This is a genomic window from Ruegeria sp. BB7 (genome assembly GCF_056539365.1).
Genome location: NZ_JBQFUV010000004.1, coordinates 204,666 through 229,081, shown reverse-complemented (window position 1 = coordinate 229,081; position 24,416 = coordinate 204,666). Strand labels below are relative to the sequence as shown.

Annotated in this window: 23 protein-coding genes, 1 tRNA gene and 1 pseudogene; 19 read left to right on the top strand and 6 right to left on the bottom strand. The window is 58.0% G+C overall.

What is annotated here, in order from left to right; genetic code table 11:
- The first annotated feature begins 121 nt into the window (after nucleotides 1-121).
- From ACR0D7_RS10375 to ACR0D7_RS10355, 5 genes are all read left to right on the top strand, one after another.
- Nucleotides 122-198, top strand: a tRNA-Met gene (locus ACR0D7_RS10375).
- A 410-nt stretch (nucleotides 199-608) separates the two neighbouring features.
- Nucleotides 609-935 carry a potassium channel family protein gene (locus ACR0D7_RS10370; RefSeq protein WP_480678944.1) on the top strand — a complete coding sequence of 109 codons (327 nt, stop codon included), beginning with the start codon at nucleotides 609-611 and terminating at the stop codon, nucleotides 933-935.
- A gap of 168 nt (nucleotides 936-1,103) precedes the next feature.
- Nucleotides 1,104-2,183: an AI-2E family transporter gene (locus ACR0D7_RS10365; protein WP_480678943.1), complete on the top strand. Its 1,080-nt coding sequence runs from the start codon at nucleotides 1,104-1,106 to the stop codon at nucleotides 2,181-2,183.
- The gene (locus ACR0D7_RS10360) at nucleotides 2,180-3,244 is read left to right on the top strand and encodes an HlyD family secretion protein (RefSeq protein ID WP_480678942.1); all 1,065 of its coding nucleotides are present in this window, start codon (nucleotides 2,180-2,182) and stop codon (nucleotides 3,242-3,244) included. Before ACR0D7_RS10365 ends, ACR0D7_RS10360 begins: the two co-directional genes overlap by 4 nt.
- A complete protein-coding gene (locus ACR0D7_RS10355) occupies nucleotides 3,234-4,244 on the top strand; it encodes a DUF2955 domain-containing protein (protein WP_480678941.1) in 1,011 nt (336 codons plus the stop codon). The genes ACR0D7_RS10360 and ACR0D7_RS10355 overlap by 11 nt, the downstream gene beginning before the upstream one ends.
- 12 nt (nucleotides 4,245-4,256) lie before the next feature.
- On the opposite strand, the gene ACR0D7_RS10350 is transcribed toward ACR0D7_RS10355, so the two are convergent.
- The 4 genes from ACR0D7_RS10350 to ACR0D7_RS10335 form a co-directional block, all read right to left on the bottom strand.
- Nucleotides 4,257-4,640, bottom strand: coding sequence for a carboxymuconolactone decarboxylase family protein (locus ACR0D7_RS10350; protein ID WP_480678940.1), 384 nt, complete (start codon nucleotides 4,638-4,640; stop codon nucleotides 4,257-4,259).
- A 97-nt stretch (nucleotides 4,641-4,737) separates the two neighbouring features.
- The gene (locus ACR0D7_RS10345) at nucleotides 4,738-5,163 is read right to left on the bottom strand and encodes a hypothetical protein (RefSeq protein WP_480678939.1); all 426 of its coding nucleotides are present in this window, start codon (nucleotides 5,161-5,163) and stop codon (nucleotides 4,738-4,740) included.
- Complete coding sequence (locus tag ACR0D7_RS10340; RefSeq protein ID WP_480678938.1) at nucleotides 5,150-6,247, bottom strand: aromatic ring-hydroxylating oxygenase subunit alpha; 1,098 nt, start codon at nucleotides 6,245-6,247, stop codon at nucleotides 5,150-5,152. The genes ACR0D7_RS10345 and ACR0D7_RS10340 overlap by 14 nt, the downstream gene beginning before the upstream one ends.
- Nucleotides 6,244-7,131 carry a MurR/RpiR family transcriptional regulator gene (locus ACR0D7_RS10335; protein WP_480678937.1) on the bottom strand — a complete coding sequence of 296 codons (888 nt, stop codon included), beginning with the start codon at nucleotides 7,129-7,131 and terminating at the stop codon, nucleotides 6,244-6,246. Before ACR0D7_RS10335 ends, ACR0D7_RS10340 begins: the two co-directional genes overlap by 4 nt.
- A gap of 68 nt (nucleotides 7,132-7,199) precedes the next feature.
- On the opposite strand from ACR0D7_RS10335, the gene ACR0D7_RS10330 reads away from it, so the two are divergent.
- The 8 genes from ACR0D7_RS10330 to ACR0D7_RS10295 are packed head-to-tail and all read left to right on the top strand — an operon-like array spanning nucleotide 7,200 to nucleotide 16,176.
- Nucleotides 7,200-9,653: an FAD-dependent oxidoreductase gene (locus ACR0D7_RS10330; RefSeq protein WP_480678936.1), complete on the top strand. Its 2,454-nt coding sequence runs from the start codon at nucleotides 7,200-7,202 to the stop codon at nucleotides 9,651-9,653.
- Nucleotides 9,653-10,735: an alcohol dehydrogenase family protein gene (locus ACR0D7_RS10325; RefSeq protein ID WP_480678935.1), complete on the top strand. Its 1,083-nt coding sequence runs from the start codon at nucleotides 9,653-9,655 to the stop codon at nucleotides 10,733-10,735. Before ACR0D7_RS10330 ends, ACR0D7_RS10325 begins: the two co-directional genes overlap by 1 nt.
- The gene (locus tag ACR0D7_RS10320) at nucleotides 10,732-11,310 is read left to right on the top strand and encodes a dimethylsulfonioproprionate lyase family protein (protein WP_480678934.1); all 579 of its coding nucleotides are present in this window, start codon (nucleotides 10,732-10,734) and stop codon (nucleotides 11,308-11,310) included. Before ACR0D7_RS10325 ends, ACR0D7_RS10320 begins: the two co-directional genes overlap by 4 nt.
- On the top strand, nucleotides 11,307-12,413 hold the full coding sequence (locus ACR0D7_RS10315; RefSeq protein ID WP_480678933.1) for a mandelate racemase/muconate lactonizing enzyme family protein: 1,107 nt from the start codon (nucleotides 11,307-11,309) through the stop codon (nucleotides 12,411-12,413). Before ACR0D7_RS10320 ends, ACR0D7_RS10315 begins: the two co-directional genes overlap by 4 nt.
- Entirely contained in the window at nucleotides 12,410-12,694 is a 285-nt protein-coding gene (locus tag ACR0D7_RS10310; protein WP_480678932.1) for a cupin domain-containing protein, read from the top strand. Before ACR0D7_RS10315 ends, ACR0D7_RS10310 begins: the two co-directional genes overlap by 4 nt.
- Nucleotides 12,691-13,797: a mandelate racemase/muconate lactonizing enzyme family protein gene (locus ACR0D7_RS10305; protein ID WP_480678931.1), complete on the top strand. Its 1,107-nt coding sequence runs from the start codon at nucleotides 12,691-12,693 to the stop codon at nucleotides 13,795-13,797. Before ACR0D7_RS10310 ends, ACR0D7_RS10305 begins: the two co-directional genes overlap by 4 nt.
- Nucleotides 13,794-14,897: a mandelate racemase/muconate lactonizing enzyme family protein gene (locus ACR0D7_RS10300; RefSeq protein WP_480678930.1), complete on the top strand. Its 1,104-nt coding sequence runs from the start codon at nucleotides 13,794-13,796 to the stop codon at nucleotides 14,895-14,897. The genes ACR0D7_RS10305 and ACR0D7_RS10300 overlap by 4 nt, the downstream gene beginning before the upstream one ends.
- A 1-nt stretch (nucleotide 14,898) precedes the next feature.
- The gene (locus tag ACR0D7_RS10295; protein ID WP_480678929.1) at nucleotides 14,899-16,176 is read left to right on the top strand and encodes an aspartate aminotransferase family protein; all 1,278 of its coding nucleotides are present in this window, start codon (nucleotides 14,899-14,901) and stop codon (nucleotides 16,174-16,176) included.
- A gap of 224 nt (nucleotides 16,177-16,400) precedes the next feature.
- On the opposite strand, the gene hemC is transcribed toward ACR0D7_RS10295, so the two are convergent.
- Nucleotides 16,401-17,360: a hydroxymethylbilane synthase gene (gene hemC, locus ACR0D7_RS10290; RefSeq protein ID WP_480678928.1), complete on the bottom strand. Its 960-nt coding sequence runs from the start codon at nucleotides 17,358-17,360 to the stop codon at nucleotides 16,401-16,403.
- A gap of 107 nt (nucleotides 17,361-17,467) precedes the next feature.
- On the opposite strand from hemC, the gene hemE reads away from it, so the two are divergent.
- A complete protein-coding gene (gene hemE, locus ACR0D7_RS10285) occupies nucleotides 17,468-18,502 on the top strand; it encodes a uroporphyrinogen decarboxylase (RefSeq protein WP_480678927.1) in 1,035 nt (344 codons plus the stop codon).
- A gap of 57 nt (nucleotides 18,503-18,559) precedes the next feature.
- Here hemE and ACR0D7_RS10280 read toward each other — a convergent pair whose 3' ends face one another.
- Entirely contained in the window at nucleotides 18,560-19,669 is a 1,110-nt protein-coding gene (locus ACR0D7_RS10280; protein ID WP_480678926.1) for a CaiB/BaiF CoA transferase family protein, read from the bottom strand.
- Between the two features lie 152 nt (nucleotides 19,670-19,821).
- Between ACR0D7_RS10280 and ACR0D7_RS10275 the strand changes: the two genes are divergently transcribed.
- The 5 genes and pseudogenes from ACR0D7_RS10275 to ACR0D7_RS10255 form a co-directional block, all read left to right on the top strand.
- Nucleotides 19,822-20,751, top strand: coding sequence for an ABC transporter ATP-binding protein (locus tag ACR0D7_RS10275; RefSeq protein ID WP_170573698.1), 930 nt, complete (start codon nucleotides 19,822-19,824; stop codon nucleotides 20,749-20,751).
- The gene (locus ACR0D7_RS10270; RefSeq protein WP_170385529.1) at nucleotides 20,748-21,509 is read left to right on the top strand and encodes an ABC transporter permease; all 762 of its coding nucleotides are present in this window, start codon (nucleotides 20,748-20,750) and stop codon (nucleotides 21,507-21,509) included. The genes ACR0D7_RS10275 and ACR0D7_RS10270 overlap by 4 nt, the downstream gene beginning before the upstream one ends.
- A 114-nt stretch (nucleotides 21,510-21,623) precedes the next feature.
- Nucleotides 21,624-22,421: a S49 family peptidase gene (locus tag ACR0D7_RS10265; RefSeq protein ID WP_480678925.1), complete on the top strand. Its 798-nt coding sequence runs from the start codon at nucleotides 21,624-21,626 to the stop codon at nucleotides 22,419-22,421.
- Nucleotides 22,422-22,589: 168 nt separating this feature from the next.
- The gene (locus ACR0D7_RS10260; protein ID WP_170385534.1) at nucleotides 22,590-23,552 is read left to right on the top strand and encodes a calcium/sodium antiporter; all 963 of its coding nucleotides are present in this window, start codon (nucleotides 22,590-22,592) and stop codon (nucleotides 23,550-23,552) included.
- Between the two features lie 18 nt (nucleotides 23,553-23,570).
- Nucleotides 23,571-24,353, top strand: a pseudogene (locus tag ACR0D7_RS10255) (SDR family oxidoreductase); the annotation flags it as partial.
- Nucleotides 24,354-24,416: the final 63 nt, after the last annotated feature.

Below are 24,416 nucleotides of genomic sequence, written 5' to 3'. Positions count from 1 at the left end.
CTAGAAAAATCCCCCTTATCTCTCTAACGATGAAAAGAACACTACCCGGCCTCAAGTAGCGTAAGCGATAGGCCAACAATGGTCTCAAGTAGCCGAATAGGCGATAGGCCACAAAAAGTGTCGCGGGATGGAGCAGCCCGGTAGCTCGTCAGGCTCATAACCTGAAGGTCGCAGGTTCAAATCCTGCTCCCGCAACCAGCACTGTCGAACCAGCCGCCGAAAGGCCTCCCTCATCGGCGGGCTATGCTTTTTTGAGCATGGCGATTAAATTACCCTGTATGTCTAGAATATGGTTCTTGGCGTCTTGATCATAAGAGACGATCACGCGGTCCATATCCTTTTGGAGGCATGATAGATTTCTAGGTGTTGGCTGAAGAGATGCTATCTAGAGGGGCAGATGCAACTCATACGCTGGGGTGACCTCAAGCGATGTTGCTGGGGCCGCCATTTGGATAATTAAGCTGCGTTCCCAAGTGGAATCTAACGGGTAAATTTGATGAGTTCATTAAATCACATGCCAGCATGGGAAATATGCAATTCTCGATGCATCCGGACCCAAGGATAATGAAAATCCTGCTATACCTCCTTTATCAATCGAAGGGGGTATCATGAATTCACTTAAAAGGATCACGCGAGGAATACGCATTGCATTCAAAGACGGTCGGGTAAAGGGGATTCTGGCCTTTACGGTCGGGATGATTTTGTGGGCTTCTGTCTTTTATCATTTTGTCGAAGGCTGGAGTTGGCTCGATTCAATTTACTTTTCGGTCGTCACAATTTCGACGGTGGGATTTGGAGACTTTTCACCCGAAACGGCTGCGGGGAAGATATTTACGATGCTCTATATCATCGTTGGACTGGGTGTATTCGTAACCGCAGCAACCACCGTCGCTGACACAATCCTGTCGCAGGATGATGGGGACGAAGGCACCTAAAACGGCGTGTTTCCGTGGTTTGTACAAATCCACAAGCCGCGGATTCGTTGAGTATCGGTGCGATTTCCCTGCATTTTTCAAGGCTCTACCGAACCAAAAATCCAAAAATATATACACATCGTGTTTTTTGAGTTTAAGTTTGAGGAAACAAAATGTGGGAGGGACGGAATGGAAAAAACCCAGGACGCCAAGATCGTTGATCTTGCTATACGCTTACTTTTCCTTGGATTGTTCCTTTACAGCGCGCTGGTCATGGTTGCTCCGTTGGCCAGCGTTGTCATCTGGGCGACGATATTGTGCGTCGCGCTCTACCCACTCTTTGAGTGGCTTCAAGGCAAGCTGGGTGGGCGAAAATCTCTGGCAGCGACGATTTTGGTCCTGTTGGGTCTTTTACTTACGCTGGGTCCGGTCGCAACGGCGGTGTCGGGTGCCGCCGAACTTGGGTCAGACTTTGCCGAACAGGCAGATCGCGGCGAGCTGAAAATTCCTCCTGCGCCCGAAGGCATCAAGGAGCTTCCGCTAATTGGAAACAAGATTGCCGATGTCTGGGCGATGTTCGAACGCAATCTGGACGGGGCGCTGGCAAAATACGGCGCGCAAATACTGGAAATTACCAAGTCTTTGTTCGGCAGAGTAATAGGAATCGGCATAGGGTTGCTGGGCCTTGCGCTGTCCGTCATCATTATGGGCGCGCTTTTCAGCCCCGGGCCGAATTTGGTGCAAGGATTGCAACGTTTCGCCAACCGCGTGTTTGCCCCCCGTGGCGGAGAGTTTGTCACACTGGCTGGGGCAACTATCCGAAACGTTACCAAGGGGGTGATCGGTGTTGCCGCAATACAGGCTGTCGTCGTGTGGATTCTGCTGGCGGTTTTCGGCATTGGGTCGGCAGCAACGCTGGCTTTCGTGTGCCTGATCCTTTCGATCATCCAGATCGGCCCCGGTCTCGTCCTGTTGCCGGTGGCTATCTATGCGTGGAGCTCCATGTCTGGTGGAGCGGCTATTGTGTTTACCATTCTGGCGATCCCGGTCGCCATCATGGACAGTTTTCTACGGCCTGTTTTCATCTCAAAGGGTCTTGAGACGCCGATGTTGGTCATCCTGATCGGCGTGCTTGGCGGGATGATGGCATATGGCCTGATTGGCATTTTCATGGGCCCGGTCCTGTTTGCGGTTTTCTATGAACTGTTCAAGGTCTGGATCGACGCATCCCCCGATGCCTCGGAATCTGCCGAAGGAGCGGCGGAATGAGGAAAACGATCTGGACGACGCTGGCGGTCATATTAATTTTTCTTGTCTGGTATCTGGTCGCAGATCGAAAAACGCCTTTCACAGGAAACGCCCGTGTGAAAGCTGTTGCAACCCAGATCGTTCCGCAGGTTACCGGCACAGTCACCGATGTTCTGGTGGAAAACGGTCAGGTCGTTTCGGCAGGTGATGTGTTGGTGCGCATTGACCGCCGACCCTATGAGATCGCGCGGGCCAAAGCGGAAGCGGATCTGGAGGCCGCAACGCAAGAGGTTGGCGCGTCGTCGGCTGAAGTGAGCGCTGCGCAGGCCAAATTGGCCCGCGCACAGAGTGATTTGGATACCATTCGCCTGCAGACGGAACGTGTATTTGCCTTGGAAAAGAAAGGTCTGATCGCTGTCTCAAAGGCTGACGACGCACGGGGGCAATTGGCCGAGTCCGAGGCCAACTTGGAAAACGCCATTGCCGATCTGGAAAAGGCGAAACAGAGGCTGGGTGTAGAGGGGGTGGAGAATCCCAAAATTCAACGGGCTCTGGCCGCACTTGCGGATGCAGATCTGAACCTGGAATGGACTGAGTTAAAGGCCCCGGCGACAGGGGTGATTTCCAATCTGCTGATTGCACCAGGAACTTACGCACGATCCGGGCAGGACTTGTTGACGTTCCTTGATGCAACAGATGTGTGGATCGAGGCATATTTCACCGAAAACAACCTTGGCCGCGCCGCTGTCGGCTCTCCGGTCGATGTGGTTCTGGACATGCACCCCGGCCAGATCGTTCCAGGTGTGATCGAAAGCTTCAGCGCAGCCGTATCTCTGAGCGGTGGGGATGAACCCGGTCAATTGGCGAGTGCGCCCAGCACCAAAGGGTTTCTGCGCGAACCCGAGCGGTTCCCCGTGCGGATCGTTCTGCCTGGATACGAAGCCGGTAGCGCCGAAGATGATCTGCGGTTTCAGTTGAACGGGCAGGCGGATGTCATCATGTATCTCAGTGACAATTCGCTGCTGAACATGGTGGGTCGCGCTTATATCCGCGTGGTTTCAATCCTGTCCTATGCGTACTGAGGACCGAAACTCAATCCTGCGGTTGGCGGTGGGCGTGACCGGTGTCTTTTCACTGGGGCTGTTTCTGGGCTGGCCGCTGGCCGTTGTGGGTGCGGTTTTTACCGCCTTGTTTCTGCAGGCCCCGGCGGCGTTGCCTTTGGCCGCATTTGGCAAGCTGTTTGTGTTTTCAATCGGCTTGATGTTCATCTCTTTCCTTGTGTCGTCCGTCTTTGCGCCATACCCGGTTGTATTTCTGATCCTCGTGGCCATCGGGATCATCCTGTCGTTTACGTGGTCTGTATCGGGGGCCGGGGTTTTGCCCGGTGTCATTGCCCTTATGGGGGCGTTGATGATTCCGAACCTTGTGCTGCAGTCGCAGGACCTGGCATTGGTATTGGTGTTCTGGATTCCGTTGAACTTGTTCTTCGCGGGCTTTGTGTCCACGCTTATGTTTGTGATCATTCCTGCCGAACCTCCGTCCGATGCGCAGAAAAAGGCAGAGGCAGCGCAGGACTTTGACCCGCATCGCCGGATATTTCGAATGGCGATGGTCACCGTTCCTTTCGCCTTGGCGTTCTTCGTATCAGGTGCATCGGCGTTGCTGGTGCTGTTTTTCGTGGCACTGCTAAGCCAACAACTGGCGGCGATGCCGTCTGCGGGTAAAACCGTTGCCATTGCCATGCTGACGGCAAATCTGCTGGGCGCAGCAGTTTCGATCCTGTGTTATGAGGTTAACGTCATAGCACCGGTGTTTCTGACACCGGTGCTGTTGTGCTTTTTCTTTTGCGTAACACTGGGCGCATTGGGGAAAGCTCAGATCCCTCTGGCCGCTGCTGCGGGGTCAGCAATCACGACGGCTCTGATCGTCTACGGAGGCTCAATTGCGCCGTTCTCGGACGAGGCCGATGTGAAGAGTATCACGCGAGTATTGCAGGTCGCCAGTGCCGCAACTTTTGTGATCGTGGCCTATATCGTGGTGGATGAGTTCTGGCCCGAAAGGAAGCGTCAGAACCCAGCTTGAGGCCAGCGCGCGTTACACGGCTTCCAACACCTTGCGGGCAACGCGGAAACACTCCAACGCCTGAGGTACCCCGCAATAAATACCGACAACATGGATGATGGCGCGGATTTCCTCTTTCGAGACACCGTTATTGATGGCGCCTTTGCAGTGGATTTCCCATTCGTGCATTTTTCCAAGCGCGCCGATCATCGCAAGGTTCATCATCGAGCGGGTCTTGGCGTCGATCACATCGTCGCCCCAGCCGAACCCCCAGCACCAGGCCGTCATCGCCTCTTGAAACGGGCGGGTAAAATCATCGGCGGCCGCCATGTTTTTTTCCACATACTCGGCGCCAAGCGTGCCATTGCGTTGCTCTAGCCCTTTTAGGAAAAGGTCTTCGTCGAAAATATCTGCCATGTGAGGTCTCCGATCTGTTAAGGCGTCAGACGGTAACTAGAACTGACTCAGTGTTGGTTTCATCAACTGCAGGAATGGTGCGCAATGCAAGTCGCAGTTAATTCCAAGGCGGCCTCCAAGTCCGATCCCATCCCTGTGCTCCGGCTGGGCCGCTCCAAACTACGCCGTCGATAACTTCACCTGCTATAAAATACTGTTCCCCAGGACGAACGTTTTCATCGACAACGCAGCTATTCTTCACTTGAGCAACCTGCACGCTTTGGTCTGAAGCTGCACCTTTTATGGGGGTGATGACTTTGACATTAACTATTTCGGCTATGCAAAGACGCTCGCCCGAAAAACACGAAGGCTCAGATGTGAGCTCGGATATCTCGACGAATGCTACAAACTGGGATTGCTGAGCTTTTGTTGGCAAATGCTCAAGAAATGTCCGTTCTCCGGTAAAAATACCACATGCGGCTGCGGGAGTGGTCAGGCAAGCTGCAAAAACCAATGCGGAAGAAAATACACTAGGTCCACCCATCCACCGCCTCGCGCATCCATTGTTGCAACCGGGCGATCGAGTGTTCCGACATCACCCCGCAGCCGGGGTCCAGCACCAGCGGACCGGGGCGGTAGCCGCGCGATTTCAGGCCACGGTGGACGCTTTCGACCAAACGAATGTCCTCCTCGACGGTGGTTTCACGGTCCTGTACGGCCAGTTGCCGAATTACGGCACTTTCCGATCCGCCCTCGGTATACCAACCGCGCCAGACGGTGCAGTGGTCGGGATCATTTGCACGCCAATGGTAGGTGTTCAGCACGTTGCCCGGGTAGCACTGGAACGAGAACATCGGCCAAAGGAACCACGACTGATAGTCGCCTGCGTGCGGTACCGACAGGTCAATGGGATAGGTCATCTTGTCGAGGCTTTGGCACTCGGTCGTGTGACGTAGCACATATCCACCGCCTGCGTCGGGTTGAATGTTATAGGTCTCGGGCTTGACCACGCCTTCGGCAAAAGTCGGGTGGTTGGTTGGGCAGTGATAGCATTCCGAGTAGTTTTCGATACTGACCTTCCAGTTGCAGTTTTCCGGAATCTCGACCCATTCCAGCGGTTCCAGATCGTCGATGTGAGGCACGAAGGCGCGGATTTCCTCGCGCACGCCGGGGTACCATTCGTCCATGGGGGCGGCGTCATCGTCGAGGTTGACGAAGATGAATCCGTTAAACACTTCGGTGCGGACCGAGGTCAGGCAGATTGCACTGCGGTCAAAGCCGGGGACGGATTTGATATTGGGCCCGGCGCGCAACTGGCCGGACAACTCGTAGGTCCAGGCGTGGTAGGGGCAGACAACGACGCGGGTGTTGCCCGCGCCGGTCACCATCTCATGCGCGCGGTGCTGACAGACGTTGTAGAAGGTCCGAATTTCACCGTCGCGGCCGCGAATGCAGAACAGGTTCTGGCCGGCGATTTCAAACGCAAAGTAATCCCCCGTTTCCCGGACCTGCGCGATATGGCCTGCAAATTGCCACGTTCGAGCGAGAAGGCCCTGCATCTCCTGCTCGAAAACCGCAGGGTCGGTATAGTAGCGCGCGTCCAGTGAGTGGGTCAGGGGTGCGTTCATTCGGGCTCCTCCGCGTAGAGGCCAAGTTGGTGTCTGCGTTGGTGAAACCGTTCCACCCGTTCGACGATTTCATCGCTGGAAACCGCAATCACGAAGGACAGCAGCGTTTCCAGCAGTGCAATGGTCGAAACGGAGGACGGGAAGAATTGCGGGGTGTCGGCAGCAACGACAAAGCCGTGCTGCGCGTTCAGGATGACCGGGCTGGCAGGGCTGTCCGAGATGCCGACGACGGTCAGCCCCTGTTGCCGGGCCAGCTTGATCGCGTCGATTACCTCGGTCCGGTAGGGGTGGCAGGTGATGGCGATCAGCACGTCCTGCTCATCTGCCCAGGCCAGATCGTCCACCGGGGTCGAGCCGGGGCGCGGGATGGCGTGGAACTGCTTCATCCCGGTCGAGGCAAGATAGGTGAAATTACGTGCGTTGGCGTTGTTGACGCCGACACCCAGCGTGAAAATCTGACGGCAATTCCAGATGTCCTCAGCCGCAGATTTCAGGCGCGCGGCGTCGATTCCAGCGAAAGTGTCCTCAATATTGCGGATCGCCGCGCCGACCATGTCGGCATAGAGCCCTCCCAGTTCCCCCGACTTGCCGATGTTTTGCAACCAGCGGGCGCGGTCAGGAAACGACACGCCCCCTTTACGAATCGCATCGCGGAACGGAGCGCGGAAATCTTCGTAGCCTTCGAACCCCACCTGCCGCGCCATCCGGACAAAGGTGTTGGGCTTGACCTTTGCGGCCTCGGCAATCTCTCGCACCGTTGAAACCCCAACATCTGTTGGGTTTTCCAGCACGTAGCGTGCGGCTTTCTGCGCCTCGGGGGTGAGGGCATCCCATTCCTCGGTGAGGCGGTCGAGAACGATTGATGATACATTTGTGTCATTCATGATTGACGATGGTACATTTGTGGAATTAGCCTGTCGAGCAGAAACGCGACTCGGGAAGAGGAAAAATCATGTCCGAGAAGAATCTGCCCACCCACGTCCGCGTGGTAATCGTCGGAGGCGGCGTCATGGGGGTCGGTCTGGCCTATCATCTGGCGCATGAAGGCTGGGGCGACGATACCGTCTTGCTGGAAAAGGCTGAGCTGACCAGCGGCAGCACCTGGCATGCGGCGGGCCAGATCACGCATTCGACCTCGAGCTTCGGGCTGGGCAAATGCGTGGACTACAACATTGGTCTTTATTCCGGCCAGTTGGAGGCTGAAACAGGCCAGCCTGTGACATGGCATGGCTGCGGTTCGTTCCGTCTGGCCTATACCGAGGATGAGATGGACTGGCTGCGCCATACCCTGTCGGTGGGGCGTTCGCTGGGCTTCAACATCGAACTGGTTGGCCCCGAGAAGGTGGCCGAGCTGCACCCGTTCTACAATCTCGAAGGTGTGCTGGGAGCGCTGCACACGCCGGATGACGGTCATGTTGATCCAACCAACGTGACCATGGCGATGGCGACCGGGGCGCGTCAGAAAGGCGTGCGCATCTTCCGCAACTGCCGCGCCACCAACATCACGCAGGCCGACAACGGCGAATGGGTGGTTGAGACCGAACAGAGCACCATTACTTGCGAGCATGTGGTGAACGCAGGCGGGACCTATGCCCGCCAGATGGGCGAGTGGTCCGGGTTGCAACTGCCGATGACCTCGATGACGCACCATTACTTCGTGACCGAACCGGTGCCCGAGTTCCAGAATCTGGACAAGGAACTGCCGGTGATCCGCGATGACTGTAAAGTCTCGGGCTATATCCGGATGGAGCAGCAACGCGGCCTAATCGGGATTTATGAGAAAGAGAATCCGAATTCGGTCTGGCACGACCATTGCCCTTGGGAGTACGAGAACTGGCTGTTCGATGCTGATTACGACCGGGTGATGCCGTGGCTTGAGGAAAGCCTGAACCGGATGCCGATTTTTGCCGAGCTGGGCATTCAGCGTGACGTACACGGGGCGATTTCGCACCCGCCGGATGGCAACCCGCTGATCGGACCGGCGCCGGGTGTGCAGAACTACTGGTGCTGCTGCGGGACGCAGATCGGCATCGGCTGGGGGCCGGGTCTGACGCGTGAGCTGGCGCGCTGGATGGTGCATGGGGCTGCCGATATCTCGATGCGCGAGTTCGATCCGCGCCGGTTTGGAAGCTATGCCACCAAGGATTGGCAGGTGATCAAGGCCGAAGAGGATTATTGCCTGCGTCACGAAATCCCCTTCCCGCATTTCAACCGTCTCGAGGGTCGTCCAATCAAGCCGTCGCCGCTGAATGAGCTGCTGAAATCCAAAGGCGCGGTGCATGAAGAGGTCTATGGGTTTGAGCGCCCTCGTTGGTTTGCACGGGATGGGGTGGAACAGCGCGATCACTACTCCTTCCGCCGTACGCCAGCCGACGAAATGGTCGCGGCCGAGGTCAAAGCGGTGCGTGAGAGCGTCGGCATCATGGATGTCACCGCCTTCACCAAAGTCGAGGTTTCGGGTCCGGACGCCTATGCCTTTCTGGACCGGCTGACTGCCAACCGGATGCCGCAAAAGGTGGGCTCGATCACGCTGACCCATATGCTGAACCGCCGGGGTCGGATTGAGCTGGAGACGACAATTGTCCGCATGGCCGAAGACCGGTTCTATCTGGTCTGTGCCGCTTTCTTCGAACAGCGCCTTCTGGATCATCTGGCGCAACAGCGCGCGGATGAGGATGTGCAGATCACCGCGCTGTCCGCCGACTGGTCGGCCCTGTCGCTTAACGGCCCCTGCTCCCGGTACGTGCTGGCACGCTGCACCGATGCCGATCTGACCAATGCCGGGTTCCGTTGGCTCTTGGCGCAAGAGATCACAATCGCGGGCCATAAAGTCTGGGCCTTCCGCATGTCCTATGCCGGTGAACTGGGATGGGAGCTGCACATGCCCAACGCCGCCTGCCTTGACGTCTATAACGCTCTTTGGGCGGCGGGTGAGCCGCACGGCATTACCGACTACGGCAGCTTTGCCATGAACGTGATGCGGATGGAGAAGGGCTTCAAAGGTGCGGGCGAGCTGACCAATGAGGTCACTCTGGCTGAAGCCGACGTACTGCGCTTTGCCCGCACCGACAAGGCGTATCTGGGCAAGGACAAGACGCTGAACACCGACCTTCCATGGATCTGCGCCTATCTGGAAATCGAGCCTGACGGCGAGATTGACGGACACGGTGGTGAAGCGGTGATGCTGGACGGGCGTGTCGTGGGTTCGACGGCCTCGGTGGCTTATGGCCATACGGTCGGGAAAATTCTCGCCTTTGCGTATATCAAGCCCGAGGCCGCAACACCCGGTACCAAATTGCAGGTGGTGGTCCACGGCAAACCCCGCGCAGCCCGCGTGCTGGGGGAACCTGCCTATGATCCGCAAAGCCTGCTGCCGCGCACCGACGCCGCATTGGAGACTGCGTGATGAGTCTGCCCGACACAATGAAAGCCATGGTCACGATGGGCCATGGCGGCTTGGAGCAGATGGTTCTGCACAAAGACTGGCCGCGCCCGGATCCGGCGGCCGGAGAAGTTCTGATAAAGGTCGCCGCCTGCGGTCTGAACAACACAGACGTCAACACACGCTCGGGCTGGTACTCGAAAACCGTCACTGACGCGACCACCGGAGGCGCGTTCGAAGAGGTGGGCGAAGACGATCCCACTTGGGGCGGAGCACCGATCACTTTCCCGCGTATTCAGGGGGCCGATATCTGCGGTGAAATCGTGGCGGTAGGTGAAGGCGTCGACAGCGCCCGCGTCGGTCAGCGTGTCATCACTGATGGATGGCTGCGTGATCCGACGGACCCCGACAACATGGACAAAACCGGCTATTTCGGATCGGAACGGGACGGAGGGTTCGCTGAATACGCCACGACGCTGGCAGTCAACGCGGTGCCGATTAACTCGGGTCTGTCGGATGCGGAACTGGCGACCTTCTCTTGTTCCTATTCCACCGCCGAAGGGATGTTGACCCGCGCCAATGTGACCGAAAAAGACACCGTTCTGGTTCCCGGAGCCTCGGGCGGCGTCGGCGGTGCGCTGGTGCAACTGGCCAAGCGCCGCGGGGCGCGGGTAATCGCCTTGGCGTCCGAGGCCAAGCATGCCGATGTGGCCGAACTTGGCCCTGACCTGATCCTGCCTCGCGCACCCGAAAACCTGCGTGCGGTGCTTGGCGAGGAAAAGATCACCGTTGTGGCTGACGTGGTCGGCGGCCCCTATTGGCCAAACCTGATCGACATTCTGGAGCGCGGCGGGCGGTACACCTGTTCCGGTGCAATCGCTGGCCCGATGGTGGATTTCGACCTGCGGACCTTCTACCTGCGCGATCTGACCTTCACCGGCTCAACCGTGATCGACCCGCAAGTCATGCGGAACCTCGTGACATACATCGAGGCCGGTGAGATCAAACCCGCCCTCGCCGCGACCTATCCGCTGGAGGAGCTGCGCGAAGCGCAAGCCGCCTTCATCGCAAAACAGCATACCGGCAACATCGTGGTGATCCCATGACTCTGGACGACGTATTAGAGGCGGCCCGGCAACTGCATCAGGTGCATCCCGACCTTGCTGCATTCGCGGCATGGCCTGACGATCTGGCGCCGACGGGTCTGCAGCCTGCGCCAATACCCGCCACGGATTTGGTGCGCGACATTGATCTCGACGGCAGTGCGTCAACACGCGACCTGGTTGCGGCAATTAAGGCAACCGCACATCTGGCCCAATGGAAGCATACTTATACAGAAGAGGAAGTTGGTGCGGACTTCCTGAGCAAATATGGGTATTACGAGCTGTTTGGTCCGACTGGTCATTTCCACTCGACCCGGTTGCGAGGTTATGTGGGCTATTGGGGGGCGGGGCTGAACTATGATTGGCACAGCCATCAGGCCGAAGAGTTGTACCTGACGCTGGCAGGTGGGGCGGTGTTCCGTGTCGACGGGAACGAAACCTATGTCGGCCCGAACCAGACGCGTCACCATGACAGCTGGCAAAGCCACGCAATGACCACGACCGACCAGCCGATCCTGACTTTTGTCCTCTGGCGTGGCGAAGGTATGGGCGATCTGCCCAGAATGGATGCCGCATGAAAATCACCCGCATCCGCATCTACCAGATCGGTCTGCCCTATGTGGGTGGGGCCTATGTCTGGGGTGATGGCAATGCGATCGAAACGGCCATCGCCTCGGTCGTTGTCATCGACACCGATGCCGGATTACAGGGCTGCGGTGAGTTCACGCCTTGTGGCGAGAATTACATGGTTGCCCATTCCGAGGGCGTCGCGGCACTGGCGCGGCTGGTGGCGCCAAAGCTGTTGGGCGAAGACCCGCGGCAAGTGGGGCAGATCGAGCAGCTGATGGATCATCTGGTGCAGGGGCACGGATATGCCAAAGCGCCGTTCGATGCGGCCTGCTGGGATATTCTGGGGCAGGCCTGTGATCAACCGGTCTGGATGCTGCTGGGCGGCAAACTGACCAATGGTGCCCCGATGTACCGGGTCCCTCCGCAGAAAGCGGTGGATGAGACCGTGGCCGAGATGAACGGCTACCGAGATCAGGGCTATCGCCAATTTCAGGTCAAGGTCGGCGGCGACTGGGTCACCGATATCGACCGTATTCGCACCACGGTGCCTTTGCTTCAACCCGGAGAAAAGGCGATGGCCGATGCCAATCAGGGTTGGCGAGTTGACAATGCAATCCGGGTGGCACGTGCGACGCGCGATCTGGATTTCATTCTAGAACAGCCCTGCCGCACTTATGAGGAGTGCCAACAGGTGCGCCGTGTGGCTGAACAACCGATGAAGTTGGACGAATGCGTCACCGGCATCCATATGGCCCAACGGATCGTTGCGGATCGCGGGGCCGAAATCTGCTGTCTGAAAATCTCGAACCTCGGTGGGCTCAGCAAGGCGCGGCGGGTGCGGGATTATCTGGTCGACAACCGCATTCCGGTGGTCAGTGAGGATACATGGGGTGGCGAAATTGCCTCCTCTGTCGTCGCCCATTTTGCAGCCTCGACCCCGCCCGAATATCTGCAGAACACCACTGATCTGATGAATTACAATACCCGATCAACCGGAATCGGCGGGCCGGTGTCGCGTGATGGCAAGCTTTACGCTTTGGACGCTCCAGGATTGGGGGTGGCCCCGGATTTCGAAAGTCTGGGAGAACCGATTGAGGAGTTCCGCTTATGAGACCGCAGGCGACGGCAACTCAGATGATTGACGACGCCCGTGTTCGGGTGACGCGATTTGACTTTGCTCCTGACGCGGAAACCGGATGGCACCGTCACACGATGGATTATGTCATCACGGCCATCACCGATTGCCACATGCGATTAGAACTGCCCGACGGAACAGTCAATGACGTGACGGTTCCCGCCGGCACGGCCTATCGCCGGGATGAAGGCGTCGAACACAATGTGATCAATGCTGAGGGCGACCCTATGTCATTTGTTGAAGTAGAGCTGAAATGAAGATTTCCCGACTGTCAGTCTATCATGTCGATCTGCCGCTAGAGCATCCATACTGGCTGTCTGGCGGGCGGTTGAAGTTCGAAACGCTCGACGCGACGATTGTGAAAATCGAAACCGATGCGGGTTTGGTTGGCTGGGGCGAGGGAACCCCATGGGGGCACACATACGTCCCAGCGCACGGGCCTGGAATCCGCGCGGGGATTCAGACTATGGCGCCATTCATCCTCGGCCTCGACCCGCGCAAGGTGTTGGAGGTGGAGCGCGCAATGGATATTGCGCTGCCCGGCCACCTTTATGCGAAAAGCCCGATCGACATGGCCTGCTGGGATATCGCCGGTCAGGCGGCGGGCCTGCCGATCGCCGATCTGATGGGCGGAGGGTCGCGGACGCCGCGTCCGATTGCCTCTTCGGTTGGAGCCAAGACCATCGAGGAAACCCGCGAGGTTATGGAACGCTATCGCAGCCGAGGCTACATCGCCCATTCGGTGAAAATCGGCGGTGATGTGGAACGGGACATTGCTCGCGTGCGCGACGTCGAAAGCATCCGGCGGCCGGGGGAGATTGTGCTCTATGACGTCAACCGCGGCTGGACTCGACAACAGGCCCTACGGGTGATGAGCGCATGCGAAGACCTGAACGTGATGTTCGAACAACCTGGCGAGACGCTGGACGATATCGCCGCGATCTCGGGCCGTCATGCCTCGCCCGTTTCGGTGGATGAGAGCCTCGTGACCCTGCAGGATGCAACCCGCATTGCCCGCGATGGGATCGCCGAGATCTTCGGGATCAAACTCAACCGCGTCGGCGGTCTGACCAAAGCCGCGCGGATACGGGATATCGCGCTGTCGCATGGTATCGATATGTTCGTCATGGCCACGGGTGGCTCGGTTCTGGCCGATGCCGAGGCCTTGCATCTGGCCGCCACCATTCCGGACACCAATTGCCACGCTGTATGGGCCTGTCAGGATATGATCACCGTCGATATTGCGGGTGGGCGCGGCCCGCGCAACGTCGACGGTCACCTACACTTGCCGGAAACGCCGGGTCTCGGTGTGCATCCGGATGAGGACGCGCTGGGCAATCCGGTTGGAGTATACGGATGAAAATCAGCAAGATAACCCTCTGGTCCGTCGATCTGACTAGCCATGAAACCTATCACATGGCCGAGGGCAAAACCTGCGCGACCGTGACCTCTCATATCCTGTGTCTTGAGACGGATAGCGGCCTGAAGGGATGGGGTGAGGTCTGCCCGATCCCCCACTATTTACCCGCCTATGCGGGCGGCGTTCCGGGCGCGGTGGCGGAGATGGGTCCGGAAATTCTTGGCATGTCCCCGTTCGGTGTAGATGCGCCGATGCGTAAACTGGATGCGTTTCTACAGGGGCATCTCTATGCGAAATCCATCGTCGATATCGCCCTGTGGGATCTGTTTGGGCAGGCCACGGGCCAACCGGTCTATGCTTTGCTGGGTGGTCGGACGCGGAAGGACATGCCGCTGTATCACTCGATCACCTGTATCGCACCCGACGAAATGGCGCGGATCGCGCAGGCGGCCTATCAGACCGGCATACGCCAGTTTCAGGTCAAGCTGGGCGTGGAAGGTGACTGGCAGGCCGATGCCGAGCGGCTGATCAAAGTGCGCGAGGCCGTGGGACAGGGGCCGCTGGTCTATGGCGACTGGAACTGTGGCGCATCGCGCCTGCAGGCCACCCGGACAGGCCGTGCGGTTGCACATCTGGATGTTATGCTGGAACAGCCCTGCAAAACCTTGGAAGACTGCGCCGCTGTGCGACAGGCCACCGGTTTGCCGATGAAGATTGACGAAGGCGCCTTTGACCTGACTTCGTTGCTACGGGCGCATGAATTGGGATGTATGGACGCGGTCGCGCTGAAACTGTCCAAGTTCGGCGGTTTGTCTGCCATGCACCGCGCGCGGGACCTGTCCGTGCATCTGGGGGCTGAAATCTGCGCTGAATGCACCTGGGGATCGGATATCGTGACAGCGGCTTCGCTGCATTTTGCGGCCTCGACCCCGCATGGATCACTGCTGAACACCTGTGATCTGTCGTCCTATGTTGCACCGCGTGTTTGTCCGAACGCACCAAACCGTGAAAACGGCCGGATTGCCCCGCCGGAAGGTCCGGGGTTAGGTGTGGTGCCTGATCTCGAAACCCTGGATTCCCCGATGTTGGAGATCGTGTAAGATGCTGAAAATTAACACTCAGTCCGAATGGATCGCCCGCGCGAATGAGGTATTACCCGCTGGCGGCTTTGGCAATTTCGACCCGGGTATCATCATCGCCCGTGGCGAGGGGAGCCGTGTTTGGGACGAAGACGGCAATGAATACATCGACTATCTGATCGGCTCAGGCCCGATGCTGTTGGGCCATGGCCACCCCGAGGTGATGGAGGCCGTTCTGGAACAACTTCCCAAGGGCATGACCTTCTTTGCCAATAACGCCAAAGGTATTGAACTGGCCGAAACGATCATTGATGCGGTGCCGTGCTGCGAGCAGATCCGCTTTGTCGCTTCAGGTGGCGAAGCGGATATGTACGCGATCCGTCTGGCCCGCGCTTACACCGGGCGTGACAAAATTCTGAAATTCGAAGGTGGCTATCACGGCATGAGCGCCGAGGCTCAGATGAGTCTTGCGCCGTCGAAGCGGGTTAATTTCCCGCAGGCTGTACCGGACAGCGCAGGGATCCCAGCAGGTGTGGCCGAACAGATGCTGATTGCGCCCTACAACGATCTTGAGGCGGTCGCTGCTCTGCTCGATGAACATGACGACGTTGCAGCGATCATGGTTGAGCCGCTGCAGCGCATCATCCCGCCTTGGCCCGGCTATCTGCAAGGTCTGCGCGACCTGTGCAACAAGCACAATGTCCTGCTGATCTTCGATGAGATCGTCACCGGGTTTCGTCTGGCCTATGGCGGCGCGCAAGAGAAATACGGTGTTACCCCCGATATCTGCACCTTGGGTAAAATCACCGGCGGTGGGTTCCCTTTGGCTGCGCTGGGCGCAAGCGCCGAAATCATGAAGCATTTTGACAAGGCAAAGGTGGGCGAAGAGGGTTGGCTGATGCAACTGGGTACGCTGTCAGGCAACCCGGTTGCCTCGGTCGCGGGCTTGAAAACGATGGAGATCCTGCGGCGCGACGATACCTATGACCAGCTACGCGCAACCGGAGTCGCGTTGCAGCAAATGCAGGCGGATGCGCTGGGCAAGGCGGGTATTGAGCATCAGATCATCGGCGATGAAACGCTGTTTGATATCTATTTCACCAATGGCGCCTGCCGCGATTATCGCAGTGCCAAACATGATGACCCGCACCGCAACGTGATCTACAACGCTACGTTGCGCGACCAAGGGATTTTCAAAGCCCCCGGCAAGCTTTACCCGTCCCTTGCGGTGACAAAGGCAGATCTGGAAAAAACCCGTGATGCTGTTGATAAGGCTGTGCAGGCAATCAGTGCTACGTGACCGTCAGCATTGAAAAGAAATGGGCCGCCGTCGAAATATGACAGCGGCCCTAACCGATCAGTGAACTGGGTAAACTCTCGCCCCCTCGAATACCACTTAAGCGAATATACTGAAAAATTTTTCGACTTTATCGAGATTGACCCGTCATGGTGATCGGCATGGGACCTTGATGCCAGATCGCCATGTTCCCGACAGTGAAGTAGTTCACATTACTCAAATTTTTACTAATTTCTCCAGTCGAAGAAACCCGGGCCCGCTTGCTTCAATAGTTTTTCTGCCATCGCGCGGCCCATTTCGGAGCCATCGGCGATGGTGCCGGTGATATCTTCTGAAATTGCCTCGGACCCGTCGGGGCGCAGCACCTCGCCGCGCAGGCGTAGCTGACCATCCTGTACCTCGGCCAACCCGGCGATGGGCGTTTCACAGGACCCGTCCAGAGCTGCCAACAGTGCTCGTTCTGCAGTCAGACGTTGGCCAGTTTCGGTATGATGAATCGCTTCAAGCATACCCGCTGCGCGGGAATCCTCAGTACGACGCTCGATGCCGATCGTGCCCTGTGCAATGGCGGGCAGCATGTCCTCTGGGGCGATGGCGGTCGCCGGGACGTTATCCATGTTCAGGCGGCGGATGCCAGCCATTGCGAGAAATGTACAATCTGCCACGCCGTCCGCCAGTTTCTTCAGCCGGGTCTGCACGTTGCCGCGGAACTCGACCACGTTCAGGTCGGGGCGCCGGTTCAGCAATTGCGCCCGGCGGCGCAGCGACGACGTGCCGACCACCGCACCCTGCGGCAGGTCGTGGATCGAGTTCAGGCTGGGTGAGATGAACGCGTCGCGCACATCTTCGCGCGGCAGAAACGTGTCGAGTACCAGACCTTCGGGCTGTTCTACCGGCATGTCTTTGGTCGAATGCACCGCGATGTCGATATCGCCGCGCAGCATTGCCTCTTCGATTTCCTTGGTGAACAGGCCCTTGTTGCCGATCTCTTTCAGCGGGCGGTCCGCGTCGATCATGGCGCGGTTATCGCCGGTGGTCTTGATCACTATGATTTCGAACGCCTCGTCAGGCAGGTCAAAGGCGGTGCCCAGCCGTTGCCGGGTTTCATAGGCTTGTGCCAGCGCCAGAGGCGAACCACGGGTGCCAATCTTCAGCGGTGAGTCGGGTGTGGGCAGGGTCAGTGTCATGGGCCAAGCTTTAGTCGCGTCACATTGCCCTGACAATGGGGGCACACCTTGACAAATTGCCACTGAGGGCCGACCCGTTGCGGCAAACCAGACGATTGGGGACAAAGATGGCCGAGACAAAGAAACTGCTGCGGGCACTTGCGGGCGAAGTACAGGATGTGCCGCCTATCTGGATGATGCGTCAGGCTGGCCGCTATTTGCCCGAATATCGCGCAACCCGCGCGCAGGCCGGGGATTTTCTGTCACTGTGCTATAATCCTGAGCTGGCCGCTGAGGTGACGTTGCAGCCGATCCGCCGTTATGGGTTTGACGCTGCGATATTGTTTGCTGACATCCTGTTGGTGCCGCAGGCGCTGGGCGCGGATTTGTGGTTCGTCACGGGTGAAGGCCCACGACTTTCGACCATCACGCAGCAATTAGAATTTGATGTGCTGAAGCCGGTCGAGGATATTCATGAAACCCTGTCACCGGTTTACGAGACGGTCCGTATCCTGTCGCGGGAATTGCCCTCCGAGACGACTCTGATAGGATTCGCAGGCGCGCCCTGGACTGTCGCGACCTATATGATTGCCGGGCGCGGCACGCCGGATCAGGGGCCTGCCCATGCACTGCGCGAGGAAAACACCGCCCTGTTCGAGGCGTTGTTGGATCGGATTACGCAGGCAACCATCGAATACCTTTCCGCGCAGATCGAGGCTGGGGCCGAAGTGGTGAAGATTTTCGACAGTTGGGCGGGGTCGCTGAAAGGCGAGGCATTCCAGAAATATGCGGTCGAGCCCTGCCGGGTGATCACTCAGGCCATCAAGACGCGCCATCCCGGTATTCCGGTGATAGGTTTCCCGCGTGAAGCTGGGGATGGCTATATCGGTTTTGCCAAGGCAACCGGAGTGGACTGCGTGGCCCTGGACAACTCCGTGTCACCAGAATGGGCTGCCGAACATGTGCAGGTGGATGGCTGCGTTCAGGGCAATCTGGCATCTTCTCATATGGTAACGGGCGGGCAGGCGCTGGTGGATGAAACACGACGGATTGTCGAGGCGTTCTCGAAGAGGCCGCACATTTTCAACCTCGGTCACGGGATTACGCCGGATGCGGATCCGGAGAACGTTCAGTTGATGATCGACACGGTGCGCGGGCGGTAAAGGAAAGGGGGCCAGCCCCCTTCTTGGCCTGTGGCCAATTCATCCCCCGGGATATTTTTAGCCAGATGAAGAGGCGGATGCCTGTTGTGCGTCAAGCTCTTTCAGGATGTCCTGACGGTGTTCACCCCGGGCGGGGCTGGGTTTGGATTGCCATTCGGAGGTTGAGAATCTGGGGGCGGCTGCGGCTTGTAGGCTGCCATCTGCCTTGCGCCATGTCTGACGTGCCGCGTTCATTGGATGGGACTGCGCTTCGGTCGGGCTGAGAACTGGGGCGACGCAGGCATCGGAGCCGCTAAAGAGGTTTGCCCAATGGTCTCTTGGTTCGCTGGCGAATGTTTCGATCAAGCGTCGAGTCAGTGCAGGCCATGTTGCGCGGTTAAATTGCTGTTGGAACTCGGGGTCATCTGACAAGCCCATTTTGTCCAAAAACAGCGCGTAGAATTTGGGTTCAAGGCATTGCACCGTCACGAACCCACCATCACCGCAGGTATAGGTGCGGCTCCAATGTGGGCCGTCCAAAAGACTTTCGCCGCGTGTGCCAGACAGGTTTCCGGTTTGGCCAAGGCTCATCAGCAGGTTCATCATATGTGCCGAGCCATCATAGATTGATGCGTCGACCACCGTGCCTTTGCCCGTTCTCTGCGCGTTGAGCAGCCCGGCCAGAAGGCCCGCGACCAGATACATCGCGCCGCCCCCTATATCGCCCACCAGTGTGGCGGGAGTTTGCGGCGGTTGGTCAGATTGAGACGCGTACCAGAGCGCACCGGACAGGGCGATGTAATTCAGGTCATGCCCGGCCGTTTTCGACAGGGGGCTGTCCTGGCCCCAGCCTGTCATCCGACCATAGACCAGTCTGGGGTTAATTCGGTCACAAAGGTCGGGACCAAGGCCAAGTTTTTCCATCACGCCCGGACGGAAGCCTTCGATCAACGCATCGGCTGAGGTGATCAGGCGTTTGGCGATCTCCAAATCATTTGCGTCTTTCAGATCCAGTTCAATCGACCGCTTCCCGCGATCTAGAATAGATCGTTCGGGCATGCCCGGCGTCACCGGCTGCCCCTTGCGGTGGATGGTGATGACGTCGGCGCCCAAATCCGCCAACAGCATGGCGGCAAAGGGGGCGGGCCCCAATCCTTCGACCTCGATAATCCGGATACCGTTCAGCATTGTGCCCCCTCGTTTTTACGCAGGGTTCAGGGATCGCCGGCAAATTGCAAGCAGTACGTTGAGAACACAAAAAAGCGCAGGGGCTTGTGCGAAATTGACCTGTTCTGTGCTGGTTGGGCGGGGTAGGGTCGCCTCCAGAACGGGGTACTTGCATGACGACCATTCTTTCGATCAAGGACTTGCGCAAATCCTATGCTGATGGGTTTGAGGCGCTTAAAGGCGTGTCTCTGGATATCGAACAGGGGGAGATTCTGGCGCTACTTGGTCCGAACGGGGCAGGCAAGACAACGCTGATTTCGACCATTTGCGGGATCACGACGCCGACCTCGGGGACGGTGACGGTGGGCGGCCACGATATTCAAACCGATTTCCGTGCTGCGCGCCGGATGATCGGGCTGGTGCCGCAGGAGATCGCTCTGGAGCCGTTCGAAAAGGTCTGGAACACGGTTCGCCTGTCGCGCGGCTTGTTTGGGCTCGGCCGTGATGATGCAAGGATTGAAGACATTCTGCGGAAACTGTCCCTGTGGGATAAGCGCAAGAACGCGATCAAGGAGTTGTCCGGAGGTATGAAACGCCGGGTGTTGATCGCCAAGGCGCTGTCGCATGAACCGCGCGTCCTGTTTCTGGATGAACCTACCGCTGGTGTCGACGTCGAATTGCGTAAGGACATGTGGGAGATCGTGGCCGAACTGAAGCAGGCCGGCGTCACCATCATCCTGACAACGCATTACATCGAAGAGGCTGAGGCTATTGCCGATCGCGTTGGCGTCATCGACAAGGGCGAATTGCTGTTGGTGCAGGAAAAGGACACGCTGATGGCGCAGATGGGGAAAAAGCAGCTTGAGGTGATGCTGAGTGAGCCCATCCATACCATCCCGGATAGTTTGGCGGCCCATAATCTGGTGCTGAACGGCAATGGCGATGCGCTGGTCTATACCTATGATACCCATGCGGACCGTACCGGCATCACCACGTTGTTGAACGACGTGGCGCAGGCGGGGCTGGTGTTGCGGGATGTGCAGACCCGGCAGTCGAGCCTTGAGGAAATCTTTGTTAATCTGGTGTCCGGAGAGCCCGCATGAACTGGTCCGCTGTTGCTGCCATCTACCGGTTCGAAATGGCCCGGTTCTTCCGTACCCTGGCGCAGAGCTTTTTGTCGCCCGTCCTGTCGACTTCGCTGTATTTCGTGGTCTTCGGCACCGCCATCGGCAGCCGTATTCAAGAGATTGAGGGTGTGTCCTATGGTGCGTTCATCGTGCCGGGGCTGATCATGCTATCAGTGGTGATGTTGGCGATTTCCAACGCATCCTTCGGAATATATTTCCCGAAGTTTCTGGGCACGATTTACGAGCTGCTCTCAGCGCCTATCAATTTCATCGAAATTGTAATCGGCTATGTTGGGGCGGCGGCAACGAAGGCGCTGTTCGTGGGCTTGGTTATACTGGTCACTGCGTCTTTTTTTGTGGATTTGCGCATTGAGCACCCCTTTGCAATGGCAGCATTTCTGATCCTGACCTGTCTCAGCTTTTCCCTTTTGGGGTTTATCATCGGTATATGGGCCAGCAACTTTGAGCAAATGTCGCTGGTGCCGCAGCTTGTGGTGACTCCGTTGATCTTTTTGGGGGGCACGTTTTATTCCATTTCGATGCTGCCGCCCTTGTGGCAGACGATCACGCTTTTCAATCCGGTGGTCTACCTGATTTCGGGCTTCCGTTGGTCGTTCTACGGGCTTGCGGATGTTCCGATTGGGTTCAGCCTGCTGGCCATTCTGGCCTTTACCGGCGCGTGTCTGGGCATCATCGGTTGGATCTTTAAAACTGGTTGGCGCATCCGAAACTAACCGGCAGGATGGCGTTGCATTTTTGCCCACTGCCCTCAGGAAATGTGTTCACGTCTCGTATATCGGCCAAACGGTCCCTTGTTTACCGGTTGGGTGCACTCTACATCGGCTCCCATGAAACTCAGCCTGCCGTTTCTCAAAAAACAACCTTGTGTGGCCGTTGTGCGCCTGTCCGGAGCCATCGGAATGGCCGGACGCGGGTCAATGTCCGACACCGCGCTGGCCCCGGTATTGGAGAAAGCCTTTCGCAAAGGCAAGCCCGCTGCCGTCGCGCTTGAGATCAACTCACCCGGTGGATCGCCGGTGCAAAGCTCATTGATCGGGGCGCGAATCCGGCGGTTATCTGAAGAATTGAACGTTCCTGTCATCGCCTTTGTCGAGGATGTCGCCGCTTCGGGCGGTTATTGGCTGGCGGCGGCTGCAGATGAGATCTATGCCGATGACAGCTCGGTTCTGGGATCGATTGGGGTGATATCCTCGGGGTTCGGCGCGCATGTCCTGTTGCGAAAACAGGGTATCGAGCGCCGCGTACACACCGCCGGCAAATCGAAGTCCATGCTGGACCCGTTTGCGCCTGAAAAAAAAGAGGATGTCGCCCGGCTGGAAGGGTTGCTGGCCGATATCCATGAGAACTTTATCACCCATGTCAAAAACCGGCGCGGTGGTAAGCTGGACGAAAGCCAGGACCTGTTCACCGGAGAAATCTGGTTGGCGCGACGTGCCCAAGAACTGGGCCTGATCGACGGCATCGCGCATCTGAAACCAAAGATGCAGGAACGGTTTGGCGACAAGGTCAAATTCCGCCGTTATGGGCTGCGCAAACCGTTGTGGTCGCGGTTCGGTGCGTCCTTAGCACAGGACGCCATTGCCGGGCTTGAGGAGCGCGCTGCCTACGCGCGTTTCGGTTTGTGACGTGATTATCAAGATTGTCACTCTGTTTTTGATCGCCATGGGAGTATTGGCGATGTTCGGAAAGTTGCGCTTTCCGGGCCAGAAACGGTTGCAATCGGCAAGGTGCCCACGCTGTGGGCGATTCAGGATCGGCAAAGGCCCCTGCGCCTGCGAAAAAGGAGGCCGTACATGACGGCATGGCTGTTATCCGGCCTCGGTCTGCTGATCCTGTTGCTGGCGGGCGATGCCCTTGTGCGTGGCGCGGTGAACCTGAGCCTGCGTATGGGCGTGCCGGCGCTGATCGTCAGCCTGACGATCGTAGCCTTTGGCACCTCCGCGCCCGAGCTTTTGATTGCCATCAGCGCGATCAAGGAAAACGCGCCGGGCATTGCCCTAGGTAATGTGGTCGGGTCGAATACAGCAAATATCCTGTTGGTTCTGGGCCTGCCAGCCTTGCTGTCGACATTGCACACCAGCGAATGCAACAGCCGCAGGAACTATGTTTTCATGCTGTTGGCCTCGGTCCTGTTCATCGGTTTGGCCTTTTGCGGTGTGTTCACTCTGGTTAGCGGAGCGATTCTGCTGGCGGCATTGGGTCTGGTCCTCTGGAATGCGTTTCGCGAGGCACACGCGCATCGCAAAGCATGTGGTCAGGCCTGCGCCGAGGATGAAGAATTGGACGGCCTCGAAGAGGCCGACCCCAACATGGCCTACTGGAAGATTTCAATTTATCTGGTTCTAGGTCTGATCGGCCTGCCCATGGGTGCGCATCTTCTGGTCGAGAACGCGACCGTGATTGCCCTCACCTATGGCGTCAGCGAAACAGTGATCGGCTTGACACTGGTTGCCGTTGGGACCTCTCTGCCGGAATTGGCGACAACAGTGATGGCTGCGCTACGGCGGCAGGCGGATGTGGCTCTGGGTAACGTGATCGGATCGAACATGTTCAACCTGCTGGCCATCGTCGGGATTGCTACGCTGGTCGGACCGATTCCCGTAGATCCTGAGTTCCTGCGGTTCGACCTGTGGGTGATGCTGGGTGCCTCGCTGCTGCTGGCCCCGTTCGTGTTTTTCAAACAGGACATCACGCGCACCTGGGGCTTTGTGTTGACCCTGCTATATGCAGTCTACATCGTCGTGTTGCTGGCGTGATTTGATCAAGAGGAAGCGTCCATGACCCGAGCGTTAGTGACCGGTGCCGGAATTCGCCTTGGACGGGCCATGGCGCTGTATCTGGCGCGACGCGGCTATGATGTCGCCGTGCATTACGCCACCTCGGAACACCCCGCGCAGGAGACCGTGGCCGAGGTTCAGGCTCTGGGCCGCAAGGCGGTGGCTTTGCAGGCAGACCTTCTGGACGAGGCGCAGGTCAGCGCGCTGCTACCTCGCGCGGCTGAGGCTCTGGGCGGGCCGATCACCTGTCTGGTCAACAACGCCTCAATCTTTGAATATGACAACATCCACACCACCACGCGGCAAAGCTGGGACCGGCATATGGACAGCAACCTGCGCGCTCCCTTCGTGTTGACACAGGCGATGGCGGAACAGGGGCTAACACCCGACACGGACGAGGCAGGCGAACCCGTCGCCACTGGTTTGATCGTCAACATGGTCGACATGCGGGTACGTAAACTGACGCCTGAATTCATGTCTTACACGATTGCCAAGATGGGCCTTTGGGCGTTGACCCGTACTTCCGCGCAGGCATTGACCCCCGCGATCCGCGTCAACGCCATCGGGCCGGGGCCGACCATGCAGGGACACCGCCAGAGTGAGGATCATTTCAACGCGCAGCGGGCCAACACTCTGCTAGAGCGAGGCGCGAACCCGTCAGATATTACCGCCGCGCTGGGGTATTTTCTGGATGCCCAAGCCGTCACCGGACAGCTTTTGTGTGTGGATGGCGGGCAGCATTTGGGCTGGCAGACACCGGATGTATTGGGTGTAGAATAAGTAAATCTGCTGCAAGTTTTGCACCGTTCGCGTTTCTGTTACCTGCCTATCGTGAAAATGTCT